Here is a 15,207-nt window from a genome sequence, read left to right as displayed (position 1 = left end):
TGCAGATCGAGTCCCTGCGAAACCTCGAGGGGTGGACACAATGGTGAGGCGGCTACTCACGATTCTCGCGGTCATGTTCACGGTGATGATCGCGACCCCGACCGTCGCCTACGGTCAGGGCTACGGATTCGACCCGACCTGCAACGAGATCCACGACACCCTCGACAATGTCGGGCTACCCGGTGTCTCACTCGGCGATGCCGCCTCGGCCGCGTGCAAGGCGGGCAATGCCGCCGCGCATCCGGGCAAGGCCGCCGACGCGATCAAGGACAAGGCGTGGGACTCCACCTTCGGCAAGGTGGTCGACTCGCTGATGAACGGTCTGGGCCAGGCCATCATCCTGGCGCTGACCTTCTGGATGAAGGTGCCCAATGAGGCGGCGAGCAATTCCGGCGAATTGTTCACCAAGATCAACGAATACACCTATCAGGCGCAGATACTGCTGCTGATCGCGTCGGTGATCCTGTCCGGACTCAGACTCGCCGAGGCCAGGCGCGGCGCGGTGATGAACGAGGCCGCCGAATCGTTCCGCATGTTCGCCAGAGTGGTTTTCAGCTCCTGGATGCTCGGCGCGGTCATCGTGGCGGGCACCCAGGCCTCGGATCGCTTCGCCGAATGGCTCATCAGCGATGCCACCAACGGCAATGCCAAGGACCTGGCCGAGCTCATGGTGAAAACCAGTAAGCTGCAAGCGTTCTCGCCGGGTCTGGTGTTGATCATCGCCATCGTCGGTCTGCTCGGCGCGCTGGCCCAGATCGTGCTGGCCATCGTGCGCCAAGGGCTGCTGGTGATCGCGGCGGGCGTGCTGCCGCTGGCCGCCGCCGCCTCGGGGATGAATCTGGGCAAGCAGTCCTATCAGAAGCTCATCGGCTGGATCGTGGCCTTCATGCTGTGGAAGCCGGTGGCGGCCATCGTCTACATGATCGCCTTCACCACGGCGGGCCATGTCGACAGCCTCACCTCCACCGGCGGATTGCCGGAAGGTGAACAGGCCCAGCGCATGCTGGTCGCCGTCGTGCTGCTGTGCAGTGTGGCGTTCGTGCTGCCCGCGCTGATGCGTCTGGTGGTGCCCGCGGTGGCCATCGTCGGCTCCGGCGGTTCGGGTCTGACCGCCGCCGGTGGCACCCTGGTCGGTATCGCCGCCCTCGGCGCCATGGGCACCAAGGCGGTCGGCGTTCGCGGTGCGGCACAACCGGGTTCGGCCGGATATGTCAGCGGCTCGGGTTCGGGTCCGCGTCCGCCGGGCGGCTTGGGTCCGCGCGGCGGCGGGAAGCCGCCGACACCACCGCGCGGTGGCGGCGGTGGGGCGGGCGCGGGCGCGGAGGCAGCGCGCGCCTCCGGCCCGAGCGGCTCGGGCGGGGTAGCCTCCAGTGCGGCCAAGGTCGCGAACCGGGTCACACAGGCGCGCGCCGCGACGAGCGGAATGAGCCGGGCCGATCAAATGATGGGCGACGTGGCGGGCGACCGCTGGGCCAATCGCGCGCCTGATCTCGGGAGGAGCACCATTCCGCGATGACGATGACCGATAGCTACGAGCGCCGCTCCTACGGACTGTGGCAGAAGCCGCGCAGCGCGGGTCTTTTCGGCCTGCGCTGGGAGGAGACCGTAGTCGGCTTCGTCGTCGTGCTCACGGCCCTGCTCACCGCCCTGGTCGGCGGATTCAAGTGGGGTGCGACGGTGGGCGGCGTCGGCCTGGTGATCATGGTTCCACTGGTGTGGCGGACCGGGGGTCGCTCCGGCTACGAGAACGGACTGATGATGTTCAACTGGATGCGCTCGCGCCGGGCGGGCGAGCACGTGTACCGGGGCGGCCGCTTCTCGCGGGTCCCCGGCGGTGTCACCCGGCTACCGGGTCTGCTAGCCCCGTCCAAGCTCTACGAGGGCATCGATGCGGGCGGCTACAGCTTCGGCATGATTCACCTGCCGCAGTTCGCGCAGTACACGGTGGTGCTGCGGGCTTGGCCGCAGGGGCACGAGGCGGTGGATCAGCCCGTCATCGACCGCTGGGTCTCGGCCTGGGGCACCTTCCTCGCCTCGGTCGGCCAGACCAGCGATATCGTCGCCGTGGTCCCCGTGATCGATACCGTGCCCGAGACCGGAAACCGTTTGCTCACCGAGGTTTCCACCATCACCCGTCCCGACGCGCCGGAACTGGCCCAGCAGGTCATGTACGAGCTGGCCACCGAACTGCCGCAGGAGCGGGTGCAGTTGCTGCCGCGCGTGGCCATCACCTTCAAGGCCACCACCGCCGAGCGCCGTAAGAATCCGGCCGAGGAGGCGGTGGAGATCGGCCGCAGGCTGCCCGGTATCTGCGCGGCGTTGGCCGAGGCGGGCGTGCGCGCCCAGCCCATGTCGGCCGATGAGGTCATCTCCTTCATCCGCCGCAGCTACGATCCGGCCTCCCAGGCCGATCTGGAGGTCGCGGCCTCCGCACCCGAAGGGCACGGCCTGGATTGGGCCGATGCCGGGCCGGTCTCGCACGACGAGAAGTGGGATTACCTGGTGCACGACGGCGGCCGCTCGGTCACCTGGGAGATGGACGCCGCCCCGGAGGGCGCGGTGGACGAGCGGGTGTTGCAGCGGCTGCTCGCGCCCAATCCCGAGGTGCCGCGCAAGCGCATCGCCATTGTGTACCGGCCGCATTCGGCCGCCGACGCCGCCGAGATCGTCGACGACGACTTCAAGAACGCCCTGGTGGCCCAGCAGAGCGAGCGCGGCGTGGTGTCCGCCGCCGCGACACTGCGGGTCGGCGCGACCCAGCAGGCCCGCGAGGAACAGGCCAGAGGTCACGGCGTGACCCGCTTCGGCGCGCTGGTGACCATCACCGAACCCCTGCGCGGCGACCTGCCGCGCATCGAGGCCATCACGCGCGACCTGTCCACCCAGGCGCGCTTGAAGATCCGGCGGTGCTACCGCTACCAGGCGGCGGCCTTCGCGGCCTCGCTCGGCTGCGGGGTGATCCTGCCCGAACACGCGACAATTCCGAAAGCACTGGCGGGGTGAGGGTTTCATGGCACGCGACTACGAGCCGCCGGTACGGGAGCGGGACGCGGAGCGCCGCAGCGGACGCGGCGCGTCGGACTACGAGGAGTGGGGGCAGCGCCCCTACTCCGAGAGTCCGCGCCGCAGCGGCGATTCGGCACGCGTGAGCGGCGAGGACCGCTCGGGCGTGGCCGACCGGGAGCGGCGGGTCCGCGATTCGGTCGAATCACGCACCCGCGAGGCCCGCAGGCGCGAGGCCGAATCCGGTAGGCGCGACGCCGAATTCGCCAGGCGTGAGGCCGCGATGAACTCGCGCGCGAACACCGAGCGCATCGCCAGGCCCGCCCGCCCGCAGCGGCAGACCAGGGTCGACTACAGCGCCGACCGCGCCATGGGCGCGCCCCGGGTGGATCGGGCCGCCCGCCGCGCGAAAGCCAAGGCGGAGCGGCGCAAACAGTCCGGTCCGCCGCTGCTGGACGAGCCGACCAGGGCCAAACTGGAGCAGATCGCCCGCGAGCAGAGCGGTCTGCGGGCGGGCTGGGCCACCTTCCGTATCCGCACCGACGATATTCGCCGCCGCAACTACGCCGCGCGCGCCGAGGCCACCATCGAGGACGGATTCGACCGCGCCACCGCGCAACTCACCGATCGCGGCTACGCGGGCGCGGGCGGCGGGAAGATGAATGTCATCGGCCGCCCCGTCGAGTACCGGGCCACCACGGCCCAGGTGGCGGGTTTGTGGCCGTGGTCGGTGGGCGCGGGCGCGCCGCTGATCGGCACCCCCCTCGGCTCGCACCTGCACACCGGCGCCCCGGTCTGCTTCGACCCGATGAACTGGTTCATGCGCGGCAGCTTCATCACCGCGCCCAGCCTTTTCGTCCTGGGTCTCAACGGTTTCGGCAAATCCTCGCTGGTGCGTCGGATCGTGCTCGGCGGTATCGCGCAGGGCGTCACCCCGCTCATCCTGGCCGATGTCAAACCCGACTATCGGCGCATGGTGGAACTGGTGGGCGGCCAGGTCATCGATCTCGGTTACGGCCACGGCAAACTCAATCCGCTGGCCGCGGGCGTGCTCGGTTCGGTGGTGCCCCGGCTGGGGGAGTTCCCGGCGCTGCGCACCCAGGTGCTGCAGGATATGCGCGCCCGCCAGGTCACTTTGATCGCGGGCCTGGTGGAGTTGGTGCGCGGCGCGCGCGTGCGCGACTACGAGGAGACGCTGATCTCCACCGCGCTGCAGATCCTCTACCGGCCGGGCAGCGGCTACACCCCCGACAGTCCGCCGATCATGGAGAACCTGCTCGAGGTGATCGTGGCGGGCGGCGAGCAGTTGCAGTTGGACGCGGGCGCGGACGACACGGCCGAATACCAGACCGCCATCAAGGGTCTGCGCCGCTCGCTGCGCGCGCTGACGCAGGGTCCGTTCGGCGCGATCTTCAACGGCCAGACCTCGGTGCCGATCGATACCGGCGCGGTCGCGGTCTGCATCGATGTCTCCCACATCCCCACCGGTGACAAGAAGCTCAAGGCCGCGGTGATGCTGGCCTGCTGGGCCGACGGTTTCGCCTCGGTCGAGGCCGCGCACGTGCTCGCCGACGCGGGTCTCGGTCCGCAGCGCTACTTCCAGGTGGTGATGGACGAGCTGTGGCAGGTGCTCGGTCTCGGCGACTTCATGGTCGACCGGGTCGACGAGTTGACCCGTTTGCAGCGTGCCATCGCGACCGCGCTCATCATGATCAGCCACACCATCAAGGATCTGCAGGCGCTCGGTTCGGAGGCGGCCATCGCCAAGGCGCTCGGCTTCCTGGAACGCGCCCGCGCCAAGATCTTCGGCGCGCTGCCCGCCGAGGAGGTCAAGCGCCTGGACAGTACGGTGCCGTTCACCTCGGCCGAGGCCGATATGGTGACGGGATGGTCCGCGCCGCAGGCACTTACGGGTGAGGCGCTGCGACCGGGGCAGCAGCGGCCCTCGCCGCCGGGCACCGGCAAGTTCCTGCTGAAGATCGGCGAGGACCGCCGCCCCGGCATCCCGTTCCACATGGAGTTCACGCTGTCCGAGAAGGAGAGCGGTATCCACGACACCAACCAGCGTTTCAGCGAGTTCGCCGAATCCACCGGACGCGACGCCGATCGCGATTCCGGATCGCCCTCGCCGAGCGGTAGCGCGGCGTGACTTCGACCGGGAGGTGGGCGGTTTGATGCCGCATCGCGCGTACCGGCGGGTCTCGCCCGAGGTCAGGCAGGCGGCGGTGGCGCAGGTGCTGTCGCTGACCGGCACGCTGAGCAGCGAATCCGAGGCGTGCCGCATGGTGGCCGATCAGATCGGCGTGCATTCGAATTCGGTGCGCAACTGGGTGCGCGCCGCCGAGGGGCCGAGTCTGGAGCGGATGGACGCGACCGCGCTGCGGCGCAAAGTGGCACTGCTGCAACAGCAATTGGCCGCCGCGGCGGAGATGAACCGCACACTGGCCGAAACCCTCAACGAGACGCGGCGTCAGACGTGAGCGCCGCCGCGCCCGGTGTGCCGAGCGCGGATCGGAGGCGGCCGTGAACGCCCGCGCCCTGATCTGGTTCGCGCTGGCGGCCATCCTCGGGCTGCTGACGCTCGTCGTGGTGGTGGTCATGCCCGCCATCGACAACCCCTGTGAGGGGGCGACCGTGCTCACGGGTTCGACGCTGCCCACCTTCGGCGGCCCGGCGCCCGGTGACGCGCGCGCCGCCGCGAATGCCTCCGGACCGCCGAATCCGTCCGGCTCGTCGACGGTTTCGACCGTGGTCGCCACCCCGTCGCTGGCGGCGGGCGCGGGTCCGATCCGGCGCACGCTGCCGCTGGAGGCGGGCAAGTTCGTGGTCTCGGATGTCTTCGGCGCGCGCGGCGGCACCCACCTCGGCGTCGACTTGGCCGCGCCGGACGGCACCACCATCTACTCGGTGGCCGACGGCAAGGTGGTGGCCGCCGGGCCTGCCTCGGGTTTCGGCAACTGGGTCGTGGTCGATTCGGTGGATGTCAACGGGCGCGCGTATTCGGCGGTGTACGGCCACATGTGGGACAGCGGCGTGCACGTGCGCGTCGGCGATACGGTCACCGCGGGTCAGCCCATCGCCCAGGTGGGGTCGGCGGGCCAATCCACCGGTCCGCACCTGCATTTCGAGATCGTGCCCGGCGGTCGGTTCACCGGCGGGCACCAGATCGACCCGGTGCCGTGGCTGGACGGCGCGCCCACCCCGGATGTCGGTGGGGCCAAGGCGTTCTCGGCCGATCCGCGCTGCTCGCTCGGCTTCGGCACCGCGGGCGGGGCGCTGGCGGCGGGCAAGGTGCCGCCGGAACTCGAGATCTGGTACCGCCGCGCGGGTTCGCTGTGCGCGGAGATCACCCCGTCGCTATTGGCGGCGCAGGGCAGGCAGGAATCCGGATTCGCGCGCGGTCAGACCTCGGAGGCGGGTGCGCAGGGTCTGGCCCAATTCGTGCCGGGCACCGCGAATTCCATCAATCCCGAGGACGGCCGACCCTATGTCATCGATACCGGCAACAAGGGCTATGCCAGTGCCTGGGACGACGGCGACGCGATCATCGGACAGGGCCGCTACATGTGCGCGCTGGCCCACCGGATCGAGCGCTGGATGGCGGAGGGTCGGGTGCAGGGCGATGTGGTGTCGTTGACGCTGGCCGCCTACAACGCGGGCGAGGGCGCGGTGCTCGCCTCGGGCGGTATGCCGAATCAGTATCCGGCGCACTTCTCCCAGACCCGCCCGTACGTGGCGAACATTCTGGCGATGGAGCCGCAGTATCGTGCCCAGGGCTCCTCGGGGCGGTTCCAGCCGCAGGAAGGCGGCGGCAGCGGGCAGATCGTGCAGGCGGCGCGGCAATGGCTCGGCACCCCCTATGTGTGGGGCGGCGGCGATCCGCAGGGGCCGAGCAGTGGCGGACTGGATGGTCCCGGCCTGACCTCGGCCGCGGTCTTCGCCGCGTCCTCGGGCGCGGTCTCGCTGCCGCGCACCGCCGAACAGCAGTGGGAGGCGGGCGGCGAGGTGCCCAGGGCCAAGGCGCAGCCGGGTGATCTGGTCTTCGCCGCCTTCGGCCCGCGCGGACCGTCGCTGGTCGGAATCTATTCGGGCACCGGCACGATGATCGTGTCCGCACCCAATACCGGTGGTGTGACCGAGATTCCGGTGCCGGGCGACGCCAGGATGCGGAGGGTGCTGTGAGCGGGTGCGAACACGCCGAGATCCGGGCGGGGCGCGGACTGCCGCACCGGCGCGTCGAGCGGCTAGCCTGGAACGACAAAGCACAGGCACCCGCGAAACTGGTGGTGATGCTGGTGGTGAGCCTCGCGCTGCTCGGCGCGGGATGCGCGCGCGGTTCCCGCGAGGATTCGGGTTCCGCCGCGCCGCCCGCGGCGCCGTCGACGACCCGGCAGCTCGAGCAGGCCCCGCCCGCGGACCCGGTCACCGCCGATGGTGTCGCGGTGGTGGCGCTGCGCGAGATCTACACCTGGTTCCCGGATCGGGAGAGTCAGGACGCGTCACTGGCGCGGGCGCGGAAGTGGCTGGGTCCCAGTATGATCCGGGTGCTCGACGGCACACCGGCCCCCGGCGACGCACCCAAGGCGTCGCTGCTGTGGTCGCAGTGGGCCAAGGCCAAGGCCCGCGTCGAGGCGTTCGTCTTCGCCTCGGGCGAGCGCCCGCCCGCCGGTCCCGACCCCAATACCCAGCAATTCAAAGTCGGTATCGAGCAGACCGTCGTCTATTCCGACGGCCGCAAGGAACAATTGGCACCGGAGACGGTGATCGCCACCGTCGTGCGCACGCCCGACGGTTGGCGACTCGACGCGTTCCGCTGAGACCGAAGCATTTTCATCGACCGCCTGGAGGAGGCAGAGATGGCGAAGAAAAAGGTGCAGGATCCGGCCGCGACCGGACCCGACCTCACGCTGTACATGGTCTACGCCGGATTCGCGGTCCTCGCCACCCTGTGGCTGTCGCTGCATATCGGCAACGCGCTCTCGGTGACCCCGCAGAACGTCCCGGTGAATCCGATCGCCATCGTGGTGGGTCTATTCAAGGGCACGCTGCACTGGCCGCGCACCTCGACGGTATTGGTGCTGCTGGTCGTCGCGCTGGTCGTGGCCTACGTGTACGTGCGCCGAAACCTGAAGGCGCGCAAGACCAAGGGCCGCCTCTCCGTCGACGACAAGGCCGATGTGATGGGCAACGGCGGCGCCATCGGCGCGCTCACCGAATCGGGTGTGCGCGCCAAGGCCACGCAGCTCGGCGTTCGAATGGATACCCATCACATCCTCGATCACGGGTGGCGCAACGATCCGGTGCCCGGCGTGCCGATCGGTATCGGCGTGGCCGACGGCATCATGCTCTACGGCTCCTACGAGGATCTGCACCTGGACATCTGGGGTCCGCGCCAGGGCAAGTCGAGCTCGCGCGTCATCCCCGCCATCCTCAGCGCGGTCGGTCCGGTGCTGGCCACCTCGAACAAGCGCGATGTCGTCGATGCGACGCGAGATGTGCGCGAGGCCAAGGGCTCTCGCACCTACGTCTTCGATCCGCAGGGCGTCGCGGCCGAGGAACCCACCTGGTATTGGGATCCGCTGGCCTGGGTCGATGCCCGCACCGTCGGCTGCGAGATGCGGGCCGCGCGGCTGGCGGGTCACTTCGCCGACAGCGACGACGGTTCCGACGCCAAGACCGACGCCTTCTTCGATCCGGAGGCCGAGGATCTCCTGGCGGGACTGTTCCTCGCCGCCGCGGTCGGTCAGCGCCATATCGTGCAGGTCTGGGAATGGGTGACCAACCCGCAGAACACCGAGCCGATCGAACTGCTGCGCACGGCCAAACACGACTTCACCGCCTCCGGCCTCGCCCAGCAGTACAACACCGATGTGCGCACGCAGAGCGGCATTTTCGGCACCGCCAAGAAGATGATCCGCTGCCTGAAGCTGTCGAATGTGCACCCGTGGATCATGCCCGGCGGCGACCGCCGACAGTTCGACGAATTGGAATTCCTGGAGCGCAACGGCACCCTCTACAGCCTCTCGCTCGAGGGCCGTGGTTCGGCTGCCCCGCTGGTCAGCGCGCTCACCGAGGCCGTGATCGATGTGGCCATGCGCAAGGCGTCGCAATCGTTCGGCGGGCGACTGTCGGTGCCGCTGCTCGCGGTGCTGGACGAGGCGGCCAATGTGGTGCGCTGGAAGGATCTGCCCAAGCAGTACAGCCACTTCGGTTCGCGCGGCATCGTGGTGATGACGGTGCTGCAATCCTGGGCGCAGGGTGTGCGCTGCTGGGGCGAGGCCGGGATGGACGCGCTGTGGGCCGCCGCGAATGTCAAGGTGCTCGGCAGCGGGGTGGACGACACCAAATTCCTGCAGGCGCGCTCGGAGGCCATCGGCGATCACGAGGTGATCTCCCAGTCGATGTCGGAATCCAAAGGCGGCAAGAGCTATTCGCGTTCGCTGGGCTCCTCCAAGACCTTCAGCGTGCAGGCGCTGGCCCAGTTGCCGCGCGGGCGGGTGATCGTCTTCTCCTCGGGCGCTCCGCCCGTACTCGTGCGCACCGTCCCGTGGTGGGAGGGCGAGTACGCTGACGAGGTGAAAGGCTCTATCTCCCGGCACGATCCGCAGCGCAAGACCGAGCTCACCGATTTCCTCGGTGCGCCCGAGTTGAGCAAGGAACCGCCCACCGAATACGGACAGGTCGAGGAGGTCCGGCCCCTGTGACCGAACCACAGCAGCAGCCCATGATCTACGCGAGTGTCGTCGAGTTCGTGGAGAACTACCTGAGCATGGTGTACCGGCGTCAGGTCACCGATCTCAGCGACACCGTGTGGTGCCCGGAGTGGTTCCAGCACGCGGAGGCGGTGGCCCGGCTCGATTCGCTGTGGCGGGCCTGGGAGCACTACCGCCTCGACGGCAAGACCGGCTTGAGCGTCTGGTTCCTCGACCACGCCGACCCGCACATGACCCGACTCTTCGATCCGAAGGGGCCGTTCAAATACTGCTCGGTGCGCAACGGGCACAAGGATATGCTCAGCCCGCTACCGCTGAAATCGCCGCAGCACGGCATGTTCGGCGATCCGACCATCGGCGATTTCCGAATGTGAGCTCGAGGGGAGCGGCGAGACGCCCGCGGTAGCGCGGGCGTCCACTAATTGCGGGTGCGCTCCATACCGCGCGACTCCATCTCGCGGGCGCGCTGGACGCTGGGGGCCTCGTCGGGCCGCTCGCGCACCGCCGCGTTCGGTGGTTGGGCCTGGCCGACTTCGATGAGCATGCGCACGGCCGCCAACTCGGGGGCGACACCGATCTTGGCGAGATGGGCGGCGATGGCCATGCGGCGTTCGGGAGAGTCGTAGCGCAGCATGGGTTTCGCCGCGGCGGCCGTGGCGACGGCGGTGGCGGCCATACCGCTGGACTGCTGCCCCGGCACGGCGGAGAAATGATCCTTCTCGAGCGATACGCCCTTGGGGGGCAAGGGCTTTTCCATCATGCGGGCCAGTTCGGCATTGCGCGGATCCTTGGCCTTGATATCGCGGGCCTCGCGGACCTGCATCTCCCTGGCCTCTTTGAGCCGGGCCTCGGTGACCTTGATGCGCGCTTCGGCTTCCTTTTGACCACGTTCGCGGGTGCGCAGTGCGACCAGCGTCGCCAGTTGCAACATTGTCTTCATCATGGCCGCGGTTTCCCGACCGATGTCGTCCAGCTCTCCGGACATGGCTGCTCCCCGATGCTGCGGTGATCACTATGGATTATGTGGTGCTTGCGTCGCGGACTCGCCGCGCGAACGGGTTGTCCGCAGGGCGGTGTCGGTTGTTCGCAGGCGATGCCCCGCCTGCCGAGCTGGACACCCTATTGGTTCGAGATTACCCGACAAAGCTCCGAGACCTCTGTGCGGCACATCCGTACGGACGTGCCGCTTATCAGCATATATCGCGCATTTCCGGCCAGGGGTCGAATGTCGCGGTGCGGTTCCGGACCGACCTGGTCCGTGTGGGCATCGCCTCGGATCGGACCCGACCGCGCGGGTCCGATCCCGAAACGATCAGTCCACCCGCACCGACTGGATGGTGACCGGCTGTTTCGGCTTGCCGTCGCCGGGGCCGTTCGAGTTGTCCTCGCCGATCTTGGCGATCTTGTCCAGGGTGGCCATGCTGGAATCGTCCACCTTGCCGAAGATCGTGTACAGCGGCGGCAATTGGGAATCCTGGTAGACGAGGAAGAACTGGCTGCCATTGGTGCCGGGACCGGCATTGGCCATGGCGATGGTGCCGCGCTTGTAGCTGATCTTCTCCTGGGCCGCCGGATCACCCGGCGCGTACTGGTCGGCCGGGTACTCGTCGGCGAATTGGTAACCGGGACCGCCCGTTCCGCTGCCCGTCGGATCCCCGCACTGCAACACCTTCAGCCCGTCGATGGCCGTCATCCGGTGGCAGGGGCTGTTGTCGAAGTAGCCCTGGCTCACCAGACTCACGAAACTATTGACGGTGCAGGGAGATTCGGCATTGTTCAAGGTGAGGCCGAGCGAGCCCTGACTCGTGTCGACGCTCAGGCTCACTGTCTGCGCCTTGTCGCCGGTGGTCGGCACCTCGGTGCGGGTGGGTTTGCTGACCTGCTTGTCGGCCGGTTTGGCGCTGTCGGCGTAGGAGCAGGTGACCATGGCGGGCTTGGCCCGCGCGGACGGCGCGGGTGCGACCGGAGCCGAGGAGCCCGCGACCGTATCGGATCGCGTGTCCTTGCCCTCGCCGCGGGTCAGGTAGTAGATGCCGACGCCGGCCGCCGCCACCACGATGACACCCAGGATGGATCCCGCGACGGTGAGTTGCTTACGCCTGCGCGCCCGCTGCGCCCGATTCGCCAGCTGGCGCTCCAGCTTGCGTTTGGCCGTCGCCCGTCGCTGTTCGTTGCTCGGCACTACCAGGTTCCTCCCGTGTGGTGACATTCGGCATGACAGTGTGCCATCTATTCCTGAGACCACCCGGCAGTTCCCGCGACGCGTTCCGGGATACCGGTTGGACGTGGCGTGCGCTCATTTGGAAAACTGGACAACCGTGACGAAGACCAGCAGCTTTACCGCTCCGAAGGGAATTCCCGACTACGTGCCGCCTGCCTCGGCGGAGTTCGCCGCCGTGCGCGCCGGACTCATCCATGCCGCCCATGTGGCCGGGTACGGGTTGATGGAGCTGCCGGTCTTCGAGGACACCGCGCTGTTCGCCCGCGGCGTCGGCGAGTCGACCGATGTGGTCACCAAGGAGATGTACACCTTCCCGGACCGGGGCGACCGCAGCGTCACGCTGCGTCCCGAGGGGACGGCCGGGGTGATGCGCGCGGTCATCGAACACGGTCTCGACCGGGGCCAACTGCCTGTCAAGGTGTACTACGCGGGTCCGTTCTTCCGCTACGAGCGGCCGCAGGCGGGCCGGTACCGGCAGTTGCAGCAGGTCGGCGTGGAGGCCATCGGCGTGGACGATCCGGCCTTGGACGCCGAGGTGATCTCCATCGCCGATCAGGGTTTCCGCGGTCTGGGCCTGACGGGATTCCGTTTGGAGCTGACCTCCCTCGGCGACGAGACCTGCCGCCCGCAGTATCGGGAGCTGTTGCAGGAGTACCTGTTCAAACTCCCGCTCGACGAACAGACCAAACGGCGCGCCGAGATCAACCCGCTGCGCGTGCTCGACGACAAGCGGCCCGAGGTGCGCGAGCTCACCGCCGACGCGCCCCTGATGATCGACCACCTGTCCGAATCGGCCAAGACGCACTTCGAGCAGGTTCTGGGCCATCTGGACGCGCTCGGCATCCCGTACGTGGTGAACCCGCGCATGGTGCGCGGCCTGGACTACTACACCAAGACCACCTTCGAATTCGTGCACGACGGGCTCGGCGCGCAATCCGGGATCGGCGGCGGTGGCCGCTACGACGGGCTGATGGCCGAACTGGGCGGGCAGCCGCTGTCCGGGATCGGCTTCGGCCTCGGCGTGGACCGCACCATGCTGGCCCTGCGGGCCGAGGGCAAGTCGGCGGGCTCCGAAGCGCGCTGCGAGGTGTTCGGGGTGCCGCTGGGCGATGCGGCCAAACAGCGCATGGTGCTGCTCGGCGCGCAACTGCGGCGCGCGGGCATCCGGGTGGATCTGGCCTACGGCGGGCGCGGGGTCAAGGGCGCCATGAAAGCGGCCGACCGGTCCGGCGCGCGCTACACCCTGGTCCTGGGCGACCGGGACTTGGCGGAGAACACCATCGGTCTGAAGGATATGGCCACCGGTGATCAGCGCCAGATCCCGCTCGACGACGCGGTGCGCTTGGTCGCGGCGGAGCTGGCCTGAGTCGAAATCTGCAGGGCGGCACGGGAAACGCATCCGTTTCCCGTGCCGCATAACGTTCTCGGAACCAGGTCGGCAAACCATGCGGGGGGCTCGGCCCGGCGCGGTACCGTGACCTGGCGCGAACGCGGAGAGGCGGAGCCGGTGGAATCGAATTCCGATCAGCAGCAACCCGTTTCGCCGGTCGGGTTGGATCTGGTCGCACCCGAGACGTACGCGCCCATGCTGCGCAGGCTCGCACTGGCCTCGGCGGGTATCGGCGTCGGGGCCGGACTGCTGGCCACCGCGGTGCTGTCCTGGCCGGTGGCCGTCGCGGTGGGCGTCGTCGTCGGCGCGCCGACGGTGCTCTACGCGTTCGCGCTGCGGCGGCGACGAATGTGGTTGGTGGGAACCACCTTGCACGCGCGGACCGCGCTGCGCGAGCGGCTGCTCGAACTGAGTGCGGCCACCGGCGTCGAGATCCTGGTGTTCCCCGGCCGATTGAGCCGTATCGTGCTGCGGGTGACGGCGGGTCCCGATACCCGGATCGTCCCGCTGGCCATGTACACCGATGCGGGCAGCGGGCGGGAACTGCACCTGCTCGGGCTGCGCCGCCTGGCCGACGCGCTGGTGAGTGGCGAACTGGCGGCGGCAGCGGCCGTTTCGGCCATGCTGGTGGCCCAGCTGCGGGCCGAAGCCCGCGATGCCGGGTTGGAGCAGCGGCCGCTCTATCGGGCCGTCCAGATGGCCAGGAACAAGGATTACGTCTCACCGATCGTCCTGACCGACCGCGAGGTCGCCGAACTGTCCTGATGGTCACCGAATGCCGGTGCGGCACTGTCGGGTAGCTCACCAAGCCGGATCGCGGGGCGTGCGGATGGCTAGGGTGGTCGACGAGCATCCCCCGCGATAGAGGAGTCAGCCGTGACCGCCCGTCCCGTGCCCGTCACCGTCGCCGTCACCGGCGGCGCAGGCCAGATCGCCTACGGTCTGCTGTTCCGGATCGCCTCCGGCGCGCTGCTCGGTCCGGACACGCCGGTGCGCCTGCGGCTGCTGGAGATCCCGGCGGCGGTGGCCGCGCTGGAGGGCGTGGCAATGGAACTGGAGGACGGGGCCTTCCCGCTGCTCGAATCGGTGGATATCAGCGACGATCCGTGGCTCGGCTTCTCCGGGGCGAATATCGCGCTGCTGGTCGGCGCGCGCCCGCGCACCTCCGGAATGGAGCGCTCGGATCTGCTGGCCGCCAACGGCCCCATCTTCACCGAACAGGGCGCGGCCATCAACGCGGTCGCCGCCGACGATGTGAAGGTGCTGGTGGTCGGAAATCCGGCCAATACCAATGCCTTCATCGCCATGACCAATGCGCCGGATGTGCCTGCGGCGCGCTTCACCGCGATGACCCGCCTCGATCACAATCGCGCCATCGCCCAGCTGGCCAAGAAGGTCGGCGCGCCCGCCGCGGATATCTCGCGAATGACGGTGTGGGGCAACCATTCCGCCACCCAGTACCCGGATCTCGCGCACGCCGCCGTCGCCGGGAAGCCCGCCGTGGAACTGGTCGAGTCGTCCTGGGTCACCGAGGATTTCGTGCCGACCGTGCAGCAGCGCGGCACCGCCATCATCCAGGCGCGCGGCGCGTCCTCGGCGGCGAGCGCGGCCAGCGCCGCCATCGACCACATCCGCGATTGGGCGCTGGGCACCCCGCAGGGCGACTGGGTCTCCATGGCGGTGCCCTCGGACGGCTCCTACGGCGTGCCCGAGGGGCTGATCAGTTCGTTCCCGGTCACCTGCGCGAACGGCGAGTACACCATCGTGCCCGGACTGGACCCGGACGACAACGCCCGCGCCAGGATCGATGCCAGCGTCGCGGAGTTGGTGCAGGAGCGCGACGCCGTCATCGATCTGGGATTCGCCAAACGCGACTGAAT

At 68.9% G+C, this 15,207-nt stretch carries 13 protein-coding genes; 11 read left to right on the top strand and 2 right to left on the bottom strand.

The window, feature by feature from the left end; all coding sequences use genetic code 11:
• Window positions 1-40: 40 nt before the first annotated feature.
• Genes D5S18_RS33790 through D5S18_RS33755 form a run of 8 tightly spaced genes read left to right on the top strand, consistent with a single transcriptional unit; the run spans window position 41 to window position 10,090 of the window.
• Window positions 41-1,516: a hypothetical protein gene (locus tag D5S18_RS33790; RefSeq protein ID WP_120045186.1), complete on the top strand. Its 1,476-nt coding sequence runs from the start codon at window positions 41-43 to the stop codon at window positions 1,514-1,516.
• Window positions 1,513-3,003, top strand: coding sequence for an SCO6880 family protein (locus D5S18_RS33785; protein ID WP_120045185.1), 1,491 nt, complete (start codon window positions 1,513-1,515; stop codon window positions 3,001-3,003). The genes D5S18_RS33790 and D5S18_RS33785 overlap by 4 nt, the downstream gene beginning before the upstream one ends.
• 7 nt (window positions 3,004-3,010) lie before the next feature.
• Window positions 3,011-5,152 carry a putative type IV secretion/conjugal transfer ATPase gene (locus tag D5S18_RS33780; RefSeq protein WP_120045184.1) on the top strand — a complete coding sequence of 714 codons (2,142 nt, stop codon included), beginning with the start codon at window positions 3,011-3,013 and terminating at the stop codon, window positions 5,150-5,152.
• Window positions 5,153-5,177: 25 nt separating this feature from the next.
• Window positions 5,178-5,483 carry a transposase gene (locus tag D5S18_RS33775; protein ID WP_239004175.1) on the top strand — a complete coding sequence of 102 codons (306 nt, stop codon included), beginning with the start codon at window positions 5,178-5,180 and terminating at the stop codon, window positions 5,481-5,483.
• 43 nt (window positions 5,484-5,526) lie between these two features.
• The gene (locus tag D5S18_RS33770) at window positions 5,527-7,185 is read left to right on the top strand and encodes a peptidoglycan DD-metalloendopeptidase family protein (RefSeq protein ID WP_120045183.1); all 1,659 of its coding nucleotides are present in this window, start codon (window positions 5,527-5,529) and stop codon (window positions 7,183-7,185) included.
• Entirely contained in the window at window positions 7,182-7,820 is a 639-nt protein-coding gene (locus D5S18_RS33765; protein ID WP_239004174.1) for a hypothetical protein, read from the top strand. Before D5S18_RS33770 ends, D5S18_RS33765 begins: the two co-directional genes overlap by 4 nt.
• A gap of 39 nt (window positions 7,821-7,859) precedes the next feature.
• Complete coding sequence (locus tag D5S18_RS33760) at window positions 7,860-9,707, top strand: type IV secretory system conjugative DNA transfer family protein (protein WP_120045182.1); 1,848 nt, start codon at window positions 7,860-7,862, stop codon at window positions 9,705-9,707.
• Window positions 9,704-10,090 (top strand): DUF4913 domain-containing protein, encoded by a 387-nt coding sequence (locus D5S18_RS33755; RefSeq protein WP_239004173.1) that lies wholly within the window; start codon window positions 9,704-9,706, stop codon window positions 10,088-10,090. The genes D5S18_RS33760 and D5S18_RS33755 overlap by 4 nt, the downstream gene beginning before the upstream one ends.
• Window positions 10,091-10,134: 44 nt before the next feature.
• On the opposite strand, the gene D5S18_RS33750 is transcribed toward D5S18_RS33755, so the two are convergent.
• Both D5S18_RS33750 and D5S18_RS33745 read right to left on the bottom strand, forming a co-directional pair.
• Complete coding sequence (locus D5S18_RS33750) at window positions 10,135-10,701, bottom strand: hypothetical protein (protein WP_120045181.1); 567 nt, start codon at window positions 10,699-10,701, stop codon at window positions 10,135-10,137.
• A gap of 327 nt (window positions 10,702-11,028) precedes the next feature.
• Window positions 11,029-11,898 carry a peptidylprolyl isomerase gene (locus tag D5S18_RS33745; protein WP_120045180.1) on the bottom strand — a complete coding sequence of 290 codons (870 nt, stop codon included), beginning with the start codon at window positions 11,896-11,898 and terminating at the stop codon, window positions 11,029-11,031.
• Between the two features lie 136 nt (window positions 11,899-12,034).
• On the opposite strand from D5S18_RS33745, the gene hisS reads away from it, so the two are divergent.
• The 3 genes from hisS to D5S18_RS33730 all read left to right on the top strand — a co-directional run bounded on the left by hisS (window position 12,035) and on the right by D5S18_RS33730 (window position 15,205).
• A complete protein-coding gene (gene hisS / locus D5S18_RS33740; protein WP_120045179.1) occupies window positions 12,035-13,303 on the top strand; it encodes a histidine--tRNA ligase in 1,269 nt (422 codons plus the stop codon).
• 141 nt (window positions 13,304-13,444) lie between these two features.
• Window positions 13,445-14,092, top strand: coding sequence for a hypothetical protein (locus D5S18_RS33735; protein ID WP_120045284.1), 648 nt, complete (start codon window positions 13,445-13,447; stop codon window positions 14,090-14,092).
• Between the two features lie 111 nt (window positions 14,093-14,203).
• The gene (locus tag D5S18_RS33730) at window positions 14,204-15,205 is read left to right on the top strand and encodes a malate dehydrogenase (protein ID WP_120045178.1); all 1,002 of its coding nucleotides are present in this window, start codon (window positions 14,204-14,206) and stop codon (window positions 15,203-15,205) included.
• The last annotated feature ends 2 nt before the right edge of the window (window positions 15,206-15,207 follow it).

It is taken from the genome of Nocardia panacis (genome assembly GCF_003598715.1).
In the GTDB taxonomy this organism is placed as follows: Bacteria; Actinomycetota; Actinomycetes; order Mycobacteriales; family Mycobacteriaceae; genus Nocardia; species Nocardia panacis.
Note: the sequence above shows the minus strand (reverse complement) of the source record. Positions and strands in the feature narration are given on the sequence as shown.

What these genes read in the sequence shown, in the direction of transcription:
- D5S18_RS33790 (WP_120045186.1), top strand. Translation starts at nt 41, where the DNA reads ATGGTGAGGCGGCTACTCACGATTCTCGCGGTCATGTTCACGGTGATG.
- D5S18_RS33785 (WP_120045185.1), top strand. Translation starts at nt 1,513, where the DNA reads ATGACGATGACCGATAGCTACGAGCGCCGCTCCTACGGACTGTGGCAG.
- D5S18_RS33780 (WP_120045184.1), top strand. Translation starts at nt 3,011, where the DNA reads ATGGCACGCGACTACGAGCCGCCGGTACGGGAGCGGGACGCGGAGCGC.
- D5S18_RS33775 (WP_239004175.1), top strand. Translation starts at nt 5,178, where the DNA reads ATGCCGCATCGCGCGTACCGGCGGGTCTCGCCCGAGGTCAGGCAGGCG.
- D5S18_RS33760 (WP_120045182.1), top strand. Translation starts at nt 7,860, where the DNA reads ATGGCGAAGAAAAAGGTGCAGGATCCGGCCGCGACCGGACCCGACCTC.
- D5S18_RS33750 (WP_120045181.1), bottom strand. Translation starts at nt 10,701, where the DNA reads ATGTCCGGAGAGCTGGACGACATCGGTCGGGAAACCGCGGCCATGATG.